The organism is Seleniivibrio woodruffii (assembly GCF_029267515.1).
In the GTDB taxonomy this organism is placed as follows: Bacteria; Chrysiogenota; Deferribacteres; order Deferribacterales; family Geovibrionaceae; genus Seleniivibrio; species Seleniivibrio woodruffii_A.
This window is the reverse complement of sequence record NZ_JAJUIS010000008.1, coordinates 46,060-62,131: the sequence shown is the minus strand read 5'-3', so window position 1 is coordinate 62,131 and position 16,072 is coordinate 46,060. Positions and strand designations below refer to the sequence as shown.

Here is a 16,072-nt window from a genome sequence, read left to right as displayed (position 1 = left end):
CATGGGAAACATATTAGGAATATTATCCACAGGCGTATCCGGGCTCTTTGCATCGCAGGCGCAGATTGATGTTGCGGGTAACAACATCACAAACGTCAACACCGAAGGGTATTCGAGACAGAGGGTCAGCCTTGTAACTTCCAACTCCCAGCTCACAAGCTACGGAGTTTTCGGACGCGGCGTAACCGTTGAGAACGTTGTGCAGGTCTACGACGCGGTTCTTGCGTCAACCATACGGACGGAAACGTCCGATCTGGCGTATTATACGACGATGCAGGACACGCTGACCAACATTGAGATATACTTCAATGAGCTTGAAGACGGTTCCGGTCTCGGAGAGGCTATGTCGGAATATTTCGATGCGTGGAGCGACCTTGCGAACACTGCCACCGATGAATCCGACGAGGCGCTCATCAAGAAACAGACGGTAATTGAGAAAGCGTCCGTTCTTGCAGAGAAGATACGCGCGAGCTATTCCGCTCTTGAGGATATGCAGAGCCAGTCCAACGATAACATTAAAGACTATGTTTCCGAAATAAATTCCATCTCACAAAACATATCATATCTGAACGGTCAGATAGCGCTCATAGAGGCGACAGGCTCAATGGCGAACGATCTGAGAGATCAGCGTGAGATGCTTCTTAACGACCTTTCGGAACTTGCCAATATAACAGTTACTGAGCGTTCGTCAGGACAGGTTGCAGTTTATGTCGGAGGTAACGCCCTTGTTGACGAGGGTAATGCGTTCACTCTTACTGCTGCTCAGACATCCGGTTCCGATACCGATGTGAGCATCTACTGGGGATCAAAAACAACAGGACCGCAGGGAGTTGACATCACATCCGCTTTCAGTTCCGGCAAGATAGGCGGCGAACTGGAGGTGCGTGACAACCTTGCTCAGACCTATAAGGATCAGCTTAACGATCTCGCTTCCACACTTATAACAGCAACAAACGAGCTTCACGCTCTTGGTCAGGGTTCAGACAGGCTTACTCAGATAACTTCTTCCACAGGAGTAAAAAACGCATCATATCCTCTTAACGAACCGGCAGGTGCACTGCCTACAGCCGTTAATGCCGGAGTGCTGCGTATCTCCGTATACGACAGCGAAGGCAACGTGGTGGAGAACCTTGACATAGAGATAGACCCGTCAAAGGATTCGCTGAACTCCATCATATCGAAAATATCGTACGCCGACGGAAACCCCAACGGCGGCCTGGTACAGGCTTCCCTTTCGCAGAGCAACACGCTCAAGATAACCTCTGAATCAGGCTATACTTTCTCCTTTGCGGAGGATACTTCCGGTATTCTTGTTGCGTCAGGTACATATGGCTTTTTCTCCGGTCAGGACGCTTCCAATATAGACGTTTCAACACTGATAAAAGAGAACATAAGCTACCTTGCCACTTCTCAGTCAGGTGCTGTCGGCGATAACACTAACGCTGCGGCAATTGCCGATCTGAAGGGGACAAAAGTTTTTGAACAGAACGTAACTATTGACGAGTTTTATTCACTCTTCATAGGTACTATAGCAACCGATAAAGCCACCGCAGATACTTATGCTACCACAAAAGAGAATCTGGTGGATGAATATTCACTGAAGCTGGAGAGCATCAAAGGCGTTTCGCTGGATGAGGAGATGGCGGAAATAATCCGTTTCCAGAGGGCGTATGAAGCTAGCGCAAGATTCATCAACGTCATTGACGAGATGATCGACAAGATTGTGAACGGTCTTGGCACCGGCGGCAGATAATTAGGGGGCTGACATGAGAATTACAACCAATATGGTTCATATGACATATACGTCAGGTAACGCCAGAAGTCTTTCAAATCTTCTGGATGCGAATGAAAGGGTTACTGCCGGAAGAAACATGCTTAATCCGGAGGATGACCCGACATATTATGTCACTGCATACGGTATGCAGATAATGTCCAACGATGCCACACAGTACGGCAGAAACGCTGAAAACGCCGTGACATGGCTGGACAACGAGGATAACCTGCTTCAGACCGCATACGACTACCTTTCGAAAGCTAAGAACGAACTTGCAGTCGCGGGCAGAAACGACAGCCAGAATGCCGAAAGCCGGAAAGCTCTTGCCGGCGACGTGCTTTCCATACTTAATGCTATGAAGGATATCGGAAATTCACAATATCTCGGCAGATATGTCTTTGCCGGATATGAAACCCAGACGGAGCCGTTTGTAAGCGGCGACAGAGAGGTTTCCGCCGTGGTTTCCAACATCTCAGGTTCCGAAGCCATATCCAAAAGACTTTACGGCGATATGCCGGAACTTTCCGAAGGTTCGTACACAATGAATATGAGCATCATCGACGGTGTTGCATATCTTAATATGACAGATTCCCTTGGAAAGACCGTACTTCTGGACAGCAACGGCTCGGATGAGACCACCACCACAGGCAACATCACCACTACGACTCTGGTTGCTGCGTATGAGGGCGAAACCGTTATAAACACAGGCATAGGCGTAGGGGTCAAGCTCCCCTCAGGTCTGGTTGACGGTACAACCATGAAAATGCAGTTTTACTATACCCCCGGTGACGACATCACCTATCTTGGCGATGACGGGAAGATAACATCGAAAATAGCGTCAAATCAGGACGTTGTAATAAACGTCAACGGTCAGGAAACCTTTATGGAGACTTACAGAACCACAAAGGGAACCACAAGGAACACCGTTAACGGAATAGGTATAACGAACACCACCAAGTTCACGCAGATTGATGGTGCAAACGTAAGTACCGCTGATTCCATAAGTTTTTCCGGTACGGACCACAACGGATACGCCATCGGTACTGCGAAAGTTTCCGCTCCATCAAACGTGAACCTTGATATGGCGACCGCTTCCGAAGAGGAAAGAACAATAACTGTCAGATACGCCAACAGAGACTACCAGGTGACCCTTGCGCAGAAAGGTTATTCCGACATGGACGAAGTTATCTTCGATATAAACAGAAGCCTTGAAAATCAGGGACTTGGCGGTGAGATGTCTGCTGTCAGCGACGGCGACAGAATAATGTTTGTTTCAAACAGAACAGGCGAAGGCGTTCAGATATCCGTCACAGGTTCCCAGAACAATAAGCTGGGATTCAACGCTTTGCCGGTTACGGCAAACGGCATGGATACGACTTTTGAACTGTCATATGACAATTATGTCGGTCCGGTTACTACAACACACAACGACGTTGCCATAACAGGCGGCGTATATACCGAGGTCACCGTTAACGGTCAGACCATAGGCTTTACACCCGCTTCCGGTTCTGCAGCAGACATTCAGTCAGCTCTTAATCAGTCTTTGCTGGACAACGGGTTGGGTTTCGATGTGTACGGCACCGTAACAGACACGGCGACTCCCGGTCAGTATGACATAACCTTCGAACTGATTAACGCGGAATACACCGATGAAACGAACCTCGCCACAAAGGTCGGAGCAGACTATCAGTTCGATACACCGCGCGGAAGCGACTATCCGGTGGATAACGAAAAGAATATCAGCGATATGCTGGCATATATTGAAAACCTGTACGGAAACGCCGTGGACGCATCCATAGTTGACGGCAAACTGCAGCTTAAAGACCTCAGAAGCGGAACGAGCAAGCTCTCGTTTGCTGTTGATGAACACAACTCCGGTATCGGTTATGCGAAAAACTCATCGGATATCATGCTGTCAGGGTATTACAGTTCCAAAAAAGACGACAGTTGGGACGTTGTGGTAAACGTAGGCGCCACAGACATTACTGTGAAAGTTACCGACAAGCTCGGAAACGTAATATACGATAATTCCGCCAACCCGATATTAAAGGCGAACTATGACGGCGGAGACATAGATATCGGAAACGGCGTGAAGATGCAGCTCGGTTCCATAGCAGGTTCGGCAACGCCCGTTACGACTACTTTCTCAATCGACCTGACGGCAAACTCGAACCTCAGCTTCGGCGACCTTAACATTACGGAAAAGGGTGAAAACGTAAACGTTTTCAAGTCCCTTGAAAACCTTTACTACGCTCTTGAGATGAACATCCCCGATTCGGGGATAGGTGCTCCAAGCTCATGGAATAAAGAGACACTGAATTCAACAGCCGTTCCATCGCTTGACGGTGAGTTCAGGGGCAACTATAACGAGATATTTAATTTCGAAGTTCAGTATTCGGAATCTCAAAGCGATTTCTATCTCCAGAAAAAACAGGAGTGGACATCATCAAATTTCAACGACCTGAACGTCGGTACCGTGGGCTTTGAACTGGTTATTAATACAGACGACGGAAAGGTTACGAAGAACTATTCCTCCTCTGCGGCAACTTCCGACGACAAACTGGAAGACTTTGTTGCGCAGATAAATTCTGACTATGATCTGCAGAAACTGGGCGTGCGGGCCTATAACGATAACGGTCAGCTCCGTATCGACACAAATTCCGGAGCTATGGAAATAGACGTCAACTATAACGACGAGCTTTCCGCATATGTGATGGGTATGGACGACCTTAAACCCGCCACAGCGGAAATTTCACCCACTTTGCAACTCAGTAATCTGGATAATCCCGCGACGCTGGATATTAACTATTACGATGGTGCTGCATGGCAGACTGCAACAGTAACCGTTCCGAACGTTGACTATGCGGACAACGCCGCGTTGATTGCCGAGATAAACTCTCAGTTGGGTGCAACCGGACTCACTGCATCCATGGCAGCAGGAGAATTAATTTCATTTTCCGGTCCGACATCCGATATTATAGTTTCAGGTGATGCGGCAGGTTCTCTCGGTTTTTACAACAAGGCCGGTGCAGATACCATCACAAGCAGAACGGCTGTCACTATGGATCTCAGCGAAAAGAACTCTCAGGAAAGAACCCTGACGTTCTCTTATAATGACGGTACCGACAAAACTGTCAGCATCGAGGTTGATGCGGAAAATTTCATGACCTATGAAGATATGATAACCAACATCAACGAAAAACTTGCCGATGCCGGTATAAGCGGCATAGTTCAGGCTGAAATGGTGGGAACAGACAGCATAGGCTTTTCTTTCAACGGTGTAACAGGCAGCTCTATTTCAGGAGACTACGAAAGCACTATGGGCTTTGCGAAGGCAGGCGACGCTGTGACCATGAAGGTTACAGGCGACAGCGGAGAGCTTATAAACACCTATACGATGGATACCGCCGGAGAGAAATATTATGTGGCTGACGGTGTTTATCAATACTATGACGCCGGATACCTTTATGCCACTGATTCTTTCACAGCGGCAGTCGGTTCGGGAATAGAGTATGAGCTGGACGTTCTGGCGCAGGCTGAATCTCAGGTTCTTGCCGCGCTGACCACTGTCGGCAACAGCACAAGCAAGGCTGAATCGGCAATGACGTTTAATGAATCGCTCAAGCTCACCACTGAGGAGCTTAAAGCTAAATATACAGGATCGACACTTATAGACCAGACACAGGCTTCGGCAGATCTTACCGTTGCCGAAACGGCTTACCAGTATGCGTTGAAATCAACATCGCTGCTTTTAAATGTAAGTCTGCTTGATTATCTGTAAAAAGTGCCGATTAAATATAAGATGATAACTGAACCAAGGAGAATTTCATGGGTGCAAATTCTGTCAATATATGTGAGGATACAATGGAAACCAGAAAGATAGTATCCGGTAAACTGGGTGAAATCACCTTCACCGAGAATGACATAATAACTTTGTCGTCCCCGATGCTGGGCTTCCCCGACCTTAACGATTTTATTCTTATCTCGAACGAAAAATCATATCCTTTCCTTTGGTTCCAGTCGGTTCAGGACAAGGATATCTGCTTCATCCTTGTGGAGCCGGAGCTTTTTGTTCAGGAATACTCACCCAAAATGAACAAACGCGAGTTAAAAATTCTCGGTGCCGAAGACGAAAGCAAACTGAAACTGTTCTGCATCGTCGTTGTTCCGGACCAGCCTAAAAACGCTACTATGAACCTGAGAGCGCCAATGGTTATGAATACTGAGAAAAAACTTGCAAAGCAGGTTATTCTGGAAGAAGATAAATGGCAGATTAAGACTCCTCTGTTCAATAAATAAACCACAGGAAGGCACATGCTTGTATTATCAAGGAAGATAAACGAGAGCATAATCATCGGCGATAATATCGAAGTAACCATCGTCGAGGTCGCAGGGCGCAATGTCAAGATAGGCATAGATGCGCCCAAAGATGTGAGTGTTCACCGTAAGGAGGTTTACGAGGCTATCAAAGAGGAGAATCTTCAGGCGGTTAAGAAAGAGAACCTCGTCTCTCTTGTGGATTTCTTTAAACAGCACAATACATAATTTAATCTTCGTTTTTTTCCCGTCCGTGGAAAAAAACGCCAACGCTCCAGTCGGCAATAGCCTCCCTGCGCTCACGCTCTGCTCACTCAGTCTGCTGAAGCATCCTTCGCTTGCTCCGCGGACTTCATCCGTGAAGTCTTATAATCTTCGTTTTTTTTCGTCCGTGGAAAAAAACGCCAACGCTCCAGTCGGCAATAGCCTCCCTGCGCTCACGCTCTGCTCACTCAGTCTGCGAAGTCTTATAATCTTTGTTTTTTTCGTCTGTGGGGAAAAACGTCAATGCTCTTTCAGCTCTGCCCGATATTCTGTTTGAAATTATCTGCGTCCGTCTCTTCGCCCATAAGTATCAGCTCGTCTCTTTCGTTAAGAACGAAATCACTGCCGGGGTTGGATATGGTCTCAAGACCTCTGTTGACAGCCAGCAGGTTCAGTTTATAGCGGAATCTGATATCCACCTCCCGCACGGTTTTTCCAGCCGCATTGGAACCGACCGGAACAGTCACCTTGTTCACACTCATATTTGCTATGGTCATGTTGTCGTCCGGACCGCCGGATATCATTTCTCCGGGTTTGCCCATTATTTCAGTTCTGATGTTATTGGCGAGATCTTCTATCTGTTCGCGTGGAACTCTGTATTTTTTGAGCACCCTTGAAAAGGTTTCGATGGATGTTTCATATTCCTCAACAACGACTTCGTTTGCACCCAGAGCTTTAAGCGCGGTGAACTCCGTCAGGTATCTGGTTCTGGCGATAATATATATGGTGGGATTTTCCCGTCTTGCCGTCTCCACTATCTTGCGGACACCCACAGGATCCGGCAGTGTTATCACCATCACACGGGCGGTTTTCAGACAGGCGTGCTCCAGAACGGCGGTCTGTGAAGCGTCGCCGAAAAAGATGGGTGTACCGTTGTGCTTCTCTTTTCTCACGGTGTCCGGGTTCATCTCGATAACGATATATTCGATACCTGCCTCTCTTGCCGCTCTTGCAGTGTTGCGTCCGTTCATGCCGAAACCGGCTATGATGATATGGTCTATAAGCTCTTTCTCAGGTTCTTTCTGCTCTTCGGAAAGGTATCCTCCGCGGAATGTCTGAGGCATAGGGAATCTGGCAATCAGTTCCGCAACGTGAGGTGCGGATATTATGAGGAATGGGGTGGATGCCATTGAAAGCACTGTCACTGCAATGAAAAAAGAGTATTGTTCAGAAGTGAGCAGACCGGATGATGCGCCCACAGCGCCCAGAATGAATGAGAATTCGCTAACCTGCGCCAGCGACATGCCCGCCAGAACGGAGGTGCGCACAGGGTATCCTATTATATTCACAACAAAGCCTGTTACGGCGAACTTGATGAGGATGAGCAGTATCAGGCTTGATATGGTCATTATCGGGTTATTTATAACAACTTCGGGATTAAGAAGCATACCTATGGAAACAAAGAAGAATCCTGCGAAAACGTCTTTAAATGGTATAACGTCGCCCAGAGCCTGCTGACCGTAACCTGATTCGCTCACCACTATTCCGGCGAGAAAAGCACCAAGCGCAAGAGAAAGACCTGTTTTAGAGGTCATCCACGCAACAAGCAGACATACGAGAACCACTGTTATCATAAACAGCTCTCGGCTTCTTGTCGCCGCAACCTGATAAAGGAGTCTGGGTACGAGGAACCTTGCAAATGCGAACAGCAGTACGACGACGACGACCGCCTTGCCGAGGATTATGCCAACATCGGAAAAATTGCCGCCCTGTCCGGCAAGCAGAGGAACCAGAAGCATCATGGGAATAACCGCTATGTCCTGAAATATCGAAACGGCGAGGGATATGCGTCCGTACAGCGAGTCCACCTCGCCCCTTGCCGCAAACACTTTAAGCATAATTGCCGTACCGGAAACAGCAGCCATCATACCTATCACTGCGGCGGTGTTAAGCTGATATCCGCCCAGATACGCGGCGCCTGTGAAAGCCGCAACGCACGCCGCAACCTGTAAGCTGCCGCCTATCAGGGCGGGACGCTTCAGTGAAAGCAGCGTGGAGAGGGAAAACTCTATGCCTATGGTGAAAAGCAGGAGCACAACGCCTATCTCCGCCATTATATCAACCTGTTTAACGGCGTGTATCAGCCCCAGACCGTTGGGACCCACAAGAACCCCGGCGAGAAGATATCCCATGATCTCAGGTATCTTCAGCTTTCCGCAAATGAAAAGAGCGCCGGCTGCAAACAGAAAAATAATGGTAATATCAGTCAGAATCGGTATGTGCATAAATTATCCCCCGATTTCCCAATATTAACTATGTGAAATGCTAAATCAACATAAAATGTTTTAAAATGGTAATAAAGTGTATAGAATGGTACAGGAGAAAAATAATGAAGATTAAAAGCGGAATCGGTTTCGATGCCCACAGGTTTGCGCGGGGGCGAAGGCTGGTTATCGGCGGTGTTGAGATAGATTATGACCTTGGACTGGACGGGCACAGCGACGCGGATGTTCTTATACACGCCATAGTGGACGCGGTAGCCGGTCCGGCGCTGGGCAGGGATATCGGGAATCTTTTCCCAGACAGCGATATGGCGTATAAAGGCATAGATTCGAAAATACTCCTTGCTAAAGCCGTTGATATGATACGGCAGGCGGGGTTTGAGATATCAAATGTTGATGCGGAGATAATCGCCCAGAAACCTAAGATGGCACCCCATATCCCTCTGATGCGCAAGACAATTGCGGATGTTATCGGGATAGACGTGCAGGATGTCACCGTAAAGGCGACTACCACCGAAAAAATGGGCTTTACGGGCAGAGAGGAGGGCATAGCCGCCCTTGCTACCGCCATAATTATTAAGGAGCAATCATGAAGCTGCTTGTGCTTGGAATAGGCAATCTTGTTATGAACGACGACGCAGCGGGGGTCATTGCCGCACAGGAACTGATGAAAGAGTTTCCGGAAAGGGACAATCTGCGCGTTATGGACGGCGGAACCCTTGGGCTAGATCTTCTGGTATACATAGAGTGGGCGGACAGGCTTGTTATAGCCGATGCGGTGGATTTCGGACTGGAAGCCGGAACCGTTGTCCGTGTTGACGGAAACGATATAGACGCTGTTTTTGAAAATAAACTCTCCGCACACCAGATGGGGATGAAGGATATGCTGGCTACGGCACAGCTTATGGGTGTGCGTCCGGCAGAGGTTATGCTGTACGGTATCCAGACTGCTTCCGTGGATATGGATATGACTCTCAGTCCGCAGGTTGAGGCGAATATCCCTAAACTTATTGAGAACATAAGGAAAGAAATAACTGATTTTCTTGCAAATAACTGATGAACTTTTTTACTCTGATACATTCTTTGTTAAGTGTTCGGGGCTGGTGATGTGAATTTCGAACAAAAAGAGTCATTTTAAGTTGATTAAATTCTGAATATGCGTAAATATATACAGTTATTTTGCGGCGGGTTGTTTAATGGAATATAAAGTTACAGTTTCGATAGTCTATTATGATACGGATCTTAACGTTTTTGCAGAAACTGTAAAAAGCCTGCTGAACAGTGAGTGCATATCCAAAATCTACATTGTCAATAATTCCGGTTTACCCCTTCCTGATTACGAGGATGGCGGACGCATAGAGGTTATCGACACCGAGCGAAACGTCGGTTTCGGCGCAGGACACAACCTTATCCTCAGAGACAGATACGAAAGTCTTGCCGATTACCACATCATATGCAATCCCGACGTATATTTTGAAAACGACGTGCCGGCAAAGCTGGCGGATTATATGGCTCATCATCCGGAGGCAGGACTCATCGTGCCTAAGGTGCTCTCTGCAAACGGTGAGAACCAGTATGCCGCAAAGCTGCTGCCAACGCCTGTTAATCTTGCTGTGAGGATGTTCAGCCAGTACCTGCCGGAAAACGTCGTGGAAAGATACGACAGCAAATATGAGCTTCGCGCATATGAAAGTGCTGAAAGTCTCAGGGTTGCAAATCTTTCCGGCTGCTTTATGTTTATCCGCAAAACTTCTCTGGAAAAAGCAGGATATTTTGACGAGCGTTTCTTCATCCTTATGGAAGACGTGGATTTTTCCAGACGCTTCAATAAAACCGCAGGCAGCTATTATGTTCCTTCGGTTTTCATATACCACCACAGAGGACGGGGTTCATACAAATATTTCCGCCAGAGGATGATACACATCAACTCCGCCATCAAATATTTCAATAAATGGGGCTGGATATTCGACGGCGAACGCCGCAGAATAAACGGCGGACTCATAGCCGCTCTGGAACGGTTCTGACATCAATCTTAATTTCTTGTTAATTCGCTTATAGCAAAGCGGATATTTCTGTTTAAAAGCAATTATGCTTGATTGGGAAACTGATAAAGTGTAAGATTATGTGTGTAGAATAACTGATTTCTCAGAAGGTGATACGGTGATAGGAATAACAAATGTCGCTTCATATTACGCACCTGACAAAATATCCAACTACGACAGGATGGAGAAATTTGCCATAAACGAATCTTTTATAGAGAAGAAGATTGGTATAAAGAACGTAAGAGTCGTGGATAAGAGCATTTCTTCTTCTGACATGTGTGTACTCGCCTATGAGAATCTCGATAAAAAGGTAAAAATAGACAAAAACGCAGTGGACTGTCTTATCGTTGTTACGCAAAATCCTGATTACAACATCCCTCACACATCCGCAGTTGTTCACGGAAAACTTGACATGCCTGAAAGCTGTGCATGTTTCGACATATCGCTTGGTTGCTCCGGATTTGTATACGGGGCGTCAGTAATTAAATCATTTATGGAGGAGAACGGTTTCAGAACCGGACTTCTTTTCACATCCGACCAGTATTCCAGAGTCATAGATCCTGAAGACAAGAACACATCACTCCTTTTCGGAGATGCCGCCGCCGTCACCCTGTTCACCGACAGCCCTGTTTACACTCTCGGAAAAATGTCGTTCGGTACCATCGGTAAAAAATATGAAAACCTTATCTGCCGAGACGGGGTCCTTTTCATGGACGGATTCGAGATATTCAACTTTGCATCCGCATACGTTCCTTTGGACTTTGAAAAGGTTCTCGCGGTAAACGGAATATCGGCTGAGGATGTGGATTGCTTCATGTTTCATCAGGGCAGCAAATTCATCGTTGATACTCTCCGCAAAAAACTTGGTCTTTCTCCGGAGAAGGTGGTTTTTGATATTGAGGACTACGGCAACACAGTGTCCTCAAGCATCCCTGTTATGCTTGAGAAAGTTATTGATAACAAAAATATTAACACTATTTTTATTTCCGGTTTCGGTGTCGGTCTTTCGTGGGCATCGGGAATACTGAACAGAGTTCAAGGAGCATAATATGACTGAACAGCAGTTTATCGAGGAACTTAAATCCTTACTGGATACAGAATATGACATAGAGACAGGCACGGAGCTTGGAGATATCGACGAGTGGGATTCACTTGCCGCCATGGCGCTTTTTACATTTCTTAAAGACGAGTTTGACATTACGGTGAAAGTGGCTGATCTTATGGCGCTTAAAAAGGTTTCCGACCTGACAGCTCTTGTTGAGGACAAGCTGTCTTGAAACTTTTTTCCTCAGACGATCTTTTTCTTGTTTCCGGAGCCAGCAGAGGTATAGGCAAAGCCGTTGCTTACAAACTCCTCGGTGAAGGCGCAAAGGTTGCCGCCATTGCAAGAGATGCGCAAAAGCTGGCAGACATGAAAGAGAACTCTCCATGTCCTGAAAATGTTTTTGTTTATGAAACAGATCTGACGGACACCCCCTCAATAGTGCCTCTTGTTAAGAGAATAGCGGCAGAGAACGGTCTTCTGAAAGGTATGGCGCATTGCGCAGGGATATCTCAGACCATAGCTTTTAATTCACAAAGGAACAGGGACAAGGAACTTTTCAACATCAACGTGCACGCCGGAGCCGAACTTGCAAGAGGTGTCATGGATAAAAAATGCACCGTTGGGAATGGCGCATCAATCGTTTTCATCTCTTCCGTGGCATCGGTGAAGGCTTTTCCCGGTGCGGTTGCATATGCGGCTTCAAAAGGTGCCTTAAATGCGCTTACGGTTTCGCTTGCCGCTGAGGCTGCCGCCAGAAAGATACGCGTTAACGCCGTTTTGCCCGGTTTTGTGAAAACGGATATGCTGGACGAACTGGTATCCGTTCACGGTGAAGAAATAATTGATAAAATAAACTCGCAGTATCCGCTCGGTATAGGCGAGGCGGAGGACGTTGCCGAGACTGTGGCGTTCGTCCTTTCGGACAAAGCGAAGTGGATGACCGGTTCGCTGATAAAGATAGACGGCGGCGGAACACTTGTATGAATAAAATAGCTTCCTCTGCGGATATCGCCGATACTGTAAAAATAGGGAACAACGTCGAGATAGGCGAAAACGTTGTGATACACGATTACGCCGTTATAAAGGATAATGTCAGAATAGGGGACGGAGCGGAGATATTCCCGTTTTCTGTCATAGGACGTTTGCCGAAAAGCGCCGGTGCGACCTCAAGAAAGCTGAACGACGATTTCGGATCCGTCTCGATAGGCAGCGGCTGTGTTGTCTCCCCCGGTGCTGTGATATACGCAGACGTGAGCATCGGAAACAATTGTCTCGTGGGGGACAACGCATCAATAAGAGAGGGCGCCGTCATCGGCAGCCGATGTATAATCAGCAGAAACGTGACTCTTAACTATAACGTTACTATCGGAAATGAGACGAAGATAATGGATAATGCTCATATAACAGGAAACTGCCGTATCGGGGACAGAGTCTTTATCAGCGTCGGCGTTGTTACTGTGAACGACAATAATATCGGTCGTGCAGGATATTCGGATGGTGATATAACCGGTCCTGTTATCGGCGATGACGTTTCAGTCGGTGCGTCCGCAGTGCTCATGCCGTCTGTTGTTATAGGCGACAATTCCATTATTGCAGCAGGCTCTATCGTCAAAAAGAACGTAAAGCCGTATTCGGTTGTTGCGGGAAACCCTGCAAAATTTGTGACAAAGGTTCCGGATTACCTGATAAACGGGTGACGTTTTTTCTTTCATCTTTGCGGGGATGTCTCCGCGTTTTCGCAACTAATGCCTGTTAATTCTAATTTATTCTATATTTATAACGGGTATTATAGTATAGTCTTATGATATGTGAGGGGCGGCAGATGCTTAGGTTCTTTTTGGTTTCCTTTTCGTTCGTTGCGGATGTTTTCAGGTCATGGCGCCTGCTTGTTCAGTTTGCGAAGAGGGATTTCAAATCAAAATATTTCGGATCTTATCTTGGTCTTCTTTGGGCGTTTGTTCAGCCGTTCATTACGATTATGATTTTCTGGTTTGTTTTTCAGGTTGGGTTCAAGTCCAAGCCCGTAGGTGACGTCCCTTTCCTTGTCTGGCTTCTGGCGGGTATGGTTCCGTGGTTCTTCTTTTCCGAGGCATGGATGAATGCCACCAACTCTATCATTGAATATAAATTTCTTGTAAATAAAGTTGTTTTCCGCGTGAGCCTTTTACCTCTGGTTAAGATCATGTCATCGTTTGTTATTCATGTTTTTTTCATCTTTGTGCTGTTCTTTTTCATGGCGGTTTACGGCATAGGGTTCTCGTTTTATAACCTCCAGATAGTTTATTACATATTTGCTATGCTGGTTCTTCTTCTGGGTCTTTCGTTTCTGACATCGGCGCTGATGGTTTTTCTAAAGGATATCGGGCAGGTCATAGGCATGTTTATCCAGTTCGGTTTCTGGGGCACGCCCATATTCTGGTCGCTGCATATAATTCCTGAAAAATACAGAATATTTTTTAAGTTCAATCCTGTGTATTACATAACCGAGGGATTCAGAGAGTCTCTGCTCTACCGTGTCGGCTTCTGGGAGCACCCGTGGTTGACGCTGAACTTCTGGGTTGTAACACTTATAATACTGATAGCGGGCACGGTTATCTTTAACCGTTTGCGTCCCCATTTTGCGGATGTAATATGACGAACGATATTGTTATTTCCGTCAGAAATCTGACCAAAGTATACAACCTGTACGACAGAACGAGGGACAGGCTCCTTGAAACGCTTCATCCTCTTAGAAAGAAGTACCACAAGGAGTTCTACGCGCTGAACGACATCAGTTTCGACATCGGCAAGGGCGAAACTGTCGGGATTATAGGAAAAAACGGTGCAGGAAAGTCCACTCTGCTTAAAATACTGACGGGAGTGCTCACCCCAACCGCCGGCGAAGTGGATGTTAAGGGGCGCATCTCATCCCTTCTTGAACTCGGTGCAGGTTTCAATATGGAATATACGGGGGTTGAGAACATCTACCTTCAGGGATCCTTCATGGGATACACCGAAAAGGAGATGGAAGGAAGAATAGACGATATCCTATCTTTTGCGGATATCGGCGATTTCGTTTACCAGCCCGTAAAAATGTATTCCAGCGGTATGTTCGCCCGTCTGGCGTTTGCGGTTGCGATAAACGTGGAACCTGACATTCTCATCGTTGACGAAGCACTGAGCGTGGGCGATATCCTTTTTCAGGTAAAATGTATGGCGAGAATGAGAGCCATGATGGAAAAAGGTGTTACAGTGCTTTTTGTCAGCCACGATACCTATTCTGTTAAGTCGCTGTGCAAGAAGGCTATCTGGATTGAAAACGGAACCATGAAGCAATACGGCGACGCGGGAAATGTTGTAAACAAATACATAGAGGCGCAGCATCTGAACATCAACAGCGAGCTTGAAGGCGATTCCGCTGTTCAGTCTGCCGATGCCGCTGATACATCTGTTTCCGGAAACGTCATACCTGTTGTTGTGGAGTTTAAAGAGAAGACCCTCGACCTTGCTGTTTCCCAGAGATACGGGGACGGCAGAGGGGCAATCAAGGGCGCGGTTCTTCTGGATGAAAATTTTAAACAGGTACATGAACTTGTCAGCAATCATGAATATTATCTGCAGGCTGCCGTGGAGTTTTACGAATCCATGCCGACGTTTGTGATAGGTTTTTCTCTGTCCAGTCTCGACGGAATAATGCAGCTCACATGGACCAACGCTCAGGATGGTATAACCTTTCCTCCGGTTGAGAAAGGCGAAAGCTACATTGTCACGGCTAAAGTGAAAATTCCGCTGAGAGCCGGTGTTTACACTTTTAACGTCGGTCTGGAGTATCCCGTGGATATAAATCAGTATCACCAGTTTTTAGATGTTATAATGAATTATGAATCAATAAAGGTGGAATTTGAATCACCCAGAAAGTGTTTCGCTTCCATGTTTTATAACGAAGGGACTTACTTTCTTGACAAGGTTGAAAGGTTATGAACGGCTATTCATTGATAGATCTCAGAATCATCGGGGATGAAAACGGTTCCCTGATAGCTCTGGAAGAGAACGGAAACGTTCCGTTTGATATAAAGCGCGTATATTACATTTTTAATACGAAAGTCGGTGTCAGGCGTGGTTTTCATGCCCATCTTAAACTGCGGCAGCTTTTAATCTGTACAAGCGGGAGCTGCACCGTTTTGCTGGACGACGGCAGAAAAAAAGTTGATGTTAAGCTGGATTCACCTTCTAAAGGATTGATAATAGAAGGTCTTTTATGGCGTGAAATGTATGATTTCAGCCCCGATTGTGTTCTTATGGTTCTTGCGGACGAACACTACAGGGAGGAGGATTACATACGCAATTATGATTCTTTCATGGATGAAGTGCAAAAAAACGGAATCTGATATAGATTTATTTTATCAACTGTCCGCTTTGAGGCGGCCGG

The 16,072-nt window shown here is 46.6% G+C and carries 15 protein-coding genes; 14 read left to right on the top strand and 1 reads right to left on the bottom strand.

Going from position 1 to position 16,072, the window contains the following annotated elements; genetic code table 11:
* The first annotated feature begins 1 nt into the window (after position 1).
* The 4 genes from flgK to csrA all read left to right on the top strand — a co-directional run bounded on the left by flgK (position 2) and on the right by csrA (position 6,319).
* Positions 2 to 1,753 (top strand): flagellar hook-associated protein FlgK, encoded by a 1,752-nt coding sequence (gene flgK / locus Q7P67_RS09605; RefSeq protein ID WP_303851750.1) that lies wholly within the window; start codon positions 2 to 4, stop codon positions 1,751 to 1,753.
* 13 nt (positions 1,754 to 1,766) lie between these two features.
* A complete protein-coding gene (locus Q7P67_RS09600; protein WP_303851749.1) occupies positions 1,767 to 5,555 on the top strand; it encodes a hypothetical protein in 3,789 nt (1,262 codons plus the stop codon).
* An 83-nt stretch (positions 5,556 to 5,638) separates the two neighbouring features.
* Positions 5,639 to 6,073, top strand: a complete 435-nt coding sequence (fliW, locus tag Q7P67_RS09595; RefSeq protein ID WP_303851748.1) for a flagellar assembly protein FliW — start codon at positions 5,639 to 5,641, stop codon at positions 6,071 to 6,073.
* A 15-nt stretch (positions 6,074 to 6,088) separates the two neighbouring features.
* Positions 6,089 to 6,319, top strand: coding sequence for a carbon storage regulator CsrA (gene csrA, locus Q7P67_RS09590; RefSeq protein ID WP_303851747.1), 231 nt, complete (start codon positions 6,089 to 6,091; stop codon positions 6,317 to 6,319).
* Positions 6,320 to 6,606: 287 nt separating this feature from the next.
* On the opposite strand, the gene Q7P67_RS09585 is transcribed toward csrA, so the two are convergent.
* On the bottom strand, positions 6,607 to 8,580 hold the full coding sequence (locus Q7P67_RS09585) for a monovalent cation:proton antiporter family protein (protein WP_303851746.1): 1,974 nt from the start codon (positions 8,578 to 8,580) through the stop codon (positions 6,607 to 6,609).
* A 104-nt stretch (positions 8,581 to 8,684) separates the two neighbouring features.
* Between Q7P67_RS09585 and ispF the strand changes: the two genes are divergently transcribed.
* The 10 genes from ispF (at position 8,685) to Q7P67_RS09535 (ending at position 16,031) form a co-directional block, all read left to right on the top strand.
* Positions 8,685 to 9,170 (top strand): 2-C-methyl-D-erythritol 2,4-cyclodiphosphate synthase, encoded by a 486-nt coding sequence (gene ispF / locus Q7P67_RS09580; protein ID WP_303851745.1) that lies wholly within the window; start codon positions 8,685 to 8,687, stop codon positions 9,168 to 9,170.
* Positions 9,167 to 9,634: a HyaD/HybD family hydrogenase maturation endopeptidase gene (locus Q7P67_RS09575; RefSeq protein ID WP_303851744.1), complete on the top strand. Its 468-nt coding sequence runs from the start codon at positions 9,167 to 9,169 to the stop codon at positions 9,632 to 9,634. The genes ispF and Q7P67_RS09575 overlap by 4 nt, the downstream gene beginning before the upstream one ends.
* Positions 9,635 to 9,773: 139 nt before the next feature.
* Positions 9,774 to 10,601 carry a hypothetical protein gene (locus tag Q7P67_RS09570; RefSeq protein WP_303851743.1) on the top strand — a complete coding sequence of 276 codons (828 nt, stop codon included), beginning with the start codon at positions 9,774 to 9,776 and terminating at the stop codon, positions 10,599 to 10,601.
* A gap of 136 nt (positions 10,602 to 10,737) precedes the next feature.
* The gene (locus tag Q7P67_RS09565) at positions 10,738 to 11,667 is read left to right on the top strand and encodes a ketoacyl-ACP synthase III (protein ID WP_303851742.1); all 930 of its coding nucleotides are present in this window, start codon (positions 10,738 to 10,740) and stop codon (positions 11,665 to 11,667) included.
* 1 nt (position 11,668) lies between these two features.
* A complete protein-coding gene (locus Q7P67_RS09560) occupies positions 11,669 to 11,896 on the top strand; it encodes an acyl carrier protein (protein ID WP_303851741.1) in 228 nt (75 codons plus the stop codon).
* A complete protein-coding gene (locus tag Q7P67_RS09555; protein WP_303851740.1) occupies positions 11,893 to 12,648 on the top strand; it encodes an SDR family NAD(P)-dependent oxidoreductase in 756 nt (251 codons plus the stop codon). The genes Q7P67_RS09560 and Q7P67_RS09555 overlap by 4 nt, the downstream gene beginning before the upstream one ends.
* The gene (locus Q7P67_RS09550; RefSeq protein ID WP_303851739.1) at positions 12,645 to 13,361 is read left to right on the top strand and encodes an acyltransferase; all 717 of its coding nucleotides are present in this window, start codon (positions 12,645 to 12,647) and stop codon (positions 13,359 to 13,361) included. Before Q7P67_RS09555 ends, Q7P67_RS09550 begins: the two co-directional genes overlap by 4 nt.
* Before the next feature lie 125 nt (positions 13,362 to 13,486).
* Positions 13,487 to 14,299, top strand: coding sequence for an ABC transporter permease (locus Q7P67_RS09545; RefSeq protein WP_303851738.1), 813 nt, complete (start codon positions 13,487 to 13,489; stop codon positions 14,297 to 14,299).
* On the top strand, positions 14,296 to 15,624 hold the full coding sequence (locus Q7P67_RS09540) for an ABC transporter ATP-binding protein (protein WP_303851737.1): 1,329 nt from the start codon (positions 14,296 to 14,298) through the stop codon (positions 15,622 to 15,624). The genes Q7P67_RS09545 and Q7P67_RS09540 overlap by 4 nt, the downstream gene beginning before the upstream one ends.
* A complete protein-coding gene (locus Q7P67_RS09535; RefSeq protein WP_303851736.1) occupies positions 15,621 to 16,031 on the top strand; it encodes an FdtA/QdtA family cupin domain-containing protein in 411 nt (136 codons plus the stop codon). The genes Q7P67_RS09540 and Q7P67_RS09535 overlap by 4 nt, the downstream gene beginning before the upstream one ends.
* The last annotated feature ends 41 nt before the right edge of the window (positions 16,032 to 16,072 follow it).

Excerpts from the sequence above, each read along its gene's own strand:
- flgK (WP_303851750.1), top strand. The coding sequence starts at position 2 with ATGGGAAACATATTAGGAATATTATCCACAGGCGTATCCGGGCTCTTT.
- Q7P67_RS09600 (WP_303851749.1), top strand. The coding sequence starts at position 1,767 with ATGAGAATTACAACCAATATGGTTCATATGACATATACGTCAGGTAAC.
- fliW (WP_303851748.1), top strand. The coding sequence starts at position 5,639 with ATGGAAACCAGAAAGATAGTATCCGGTAAACTGGGTGAAATCACCTTC.
- csrA (WP_303851747.1), top strand. The coding sequence starts at position 6,089 with ATGCTTGTATTATCAAGGAAGATAAACGAGAGCATAATCATCGGCGAT.
- Q7P67_RS09585 (WP_303851746.1), bottom strand. The coding sequence starts at position 8,580 with ATGCACATACCGATTCTGACTGATATTACCATTATTTTTCTGTTTGCA.
- ispF (WP_303851745.1), top strand. The coding sequence starts at position 8,685 with ATGAAGATTAAAAGCGGAATCGGTTTCGATGCCCACAGGTTTGCGCGG.
- Q7P67_RS09575 (WP_303851744.1), top strand. The coding sequence starts at position 9,167 with ATGAAGCTGCTTGTGCTTGGAATAGGCAATCTTGTTATGAACGACGAC.
- Q7P67_RS09570 (WP_303851743.1), top strand. The coding sequence starts at position 9,774 with ATGGAATATAAAGTTACAGTTTCGATAGTCTATTATGATACGGATCTT.
- Q7P67_RS09560 (WP_303851741.1), top strand. The coding sequence starts at position 11,669 with ATGACTGAACAGCAGTTTATCGAGGAACTTAAATCCTTACTGGATACA.
- Q7P67_RS09550 (WP_303851739.1), top strand. The coding sequence starts at position 12,645 with ATGAATAAAATAGCTTCCTCTGCGGATATCGCCGATACTGTAAAAATA.
- Q7P67_RS09545 (WP_303851738.1), top strand. The coding sequence starts at position 13,487 with ATGCTTAGGTTCTTTTTGGTTTCCTTTTCGTTCGTTGCGGATGTTTTC.
- Q7P67_RS09540 (WP_303851737.1), top strand. The coding sequence starts at position 14,296 with ATGACGAACGATATTGTTATTTCCGTCAGAAATCTGACCAAAGTATAC.
- Q7P67_RS09535 (WP_303851736.1), top strand. The coding sequence starts at position 15,621 with ATGAACGGCTATTCATTGATAGATCTCAGAATCATCGGGGATGAAAAC.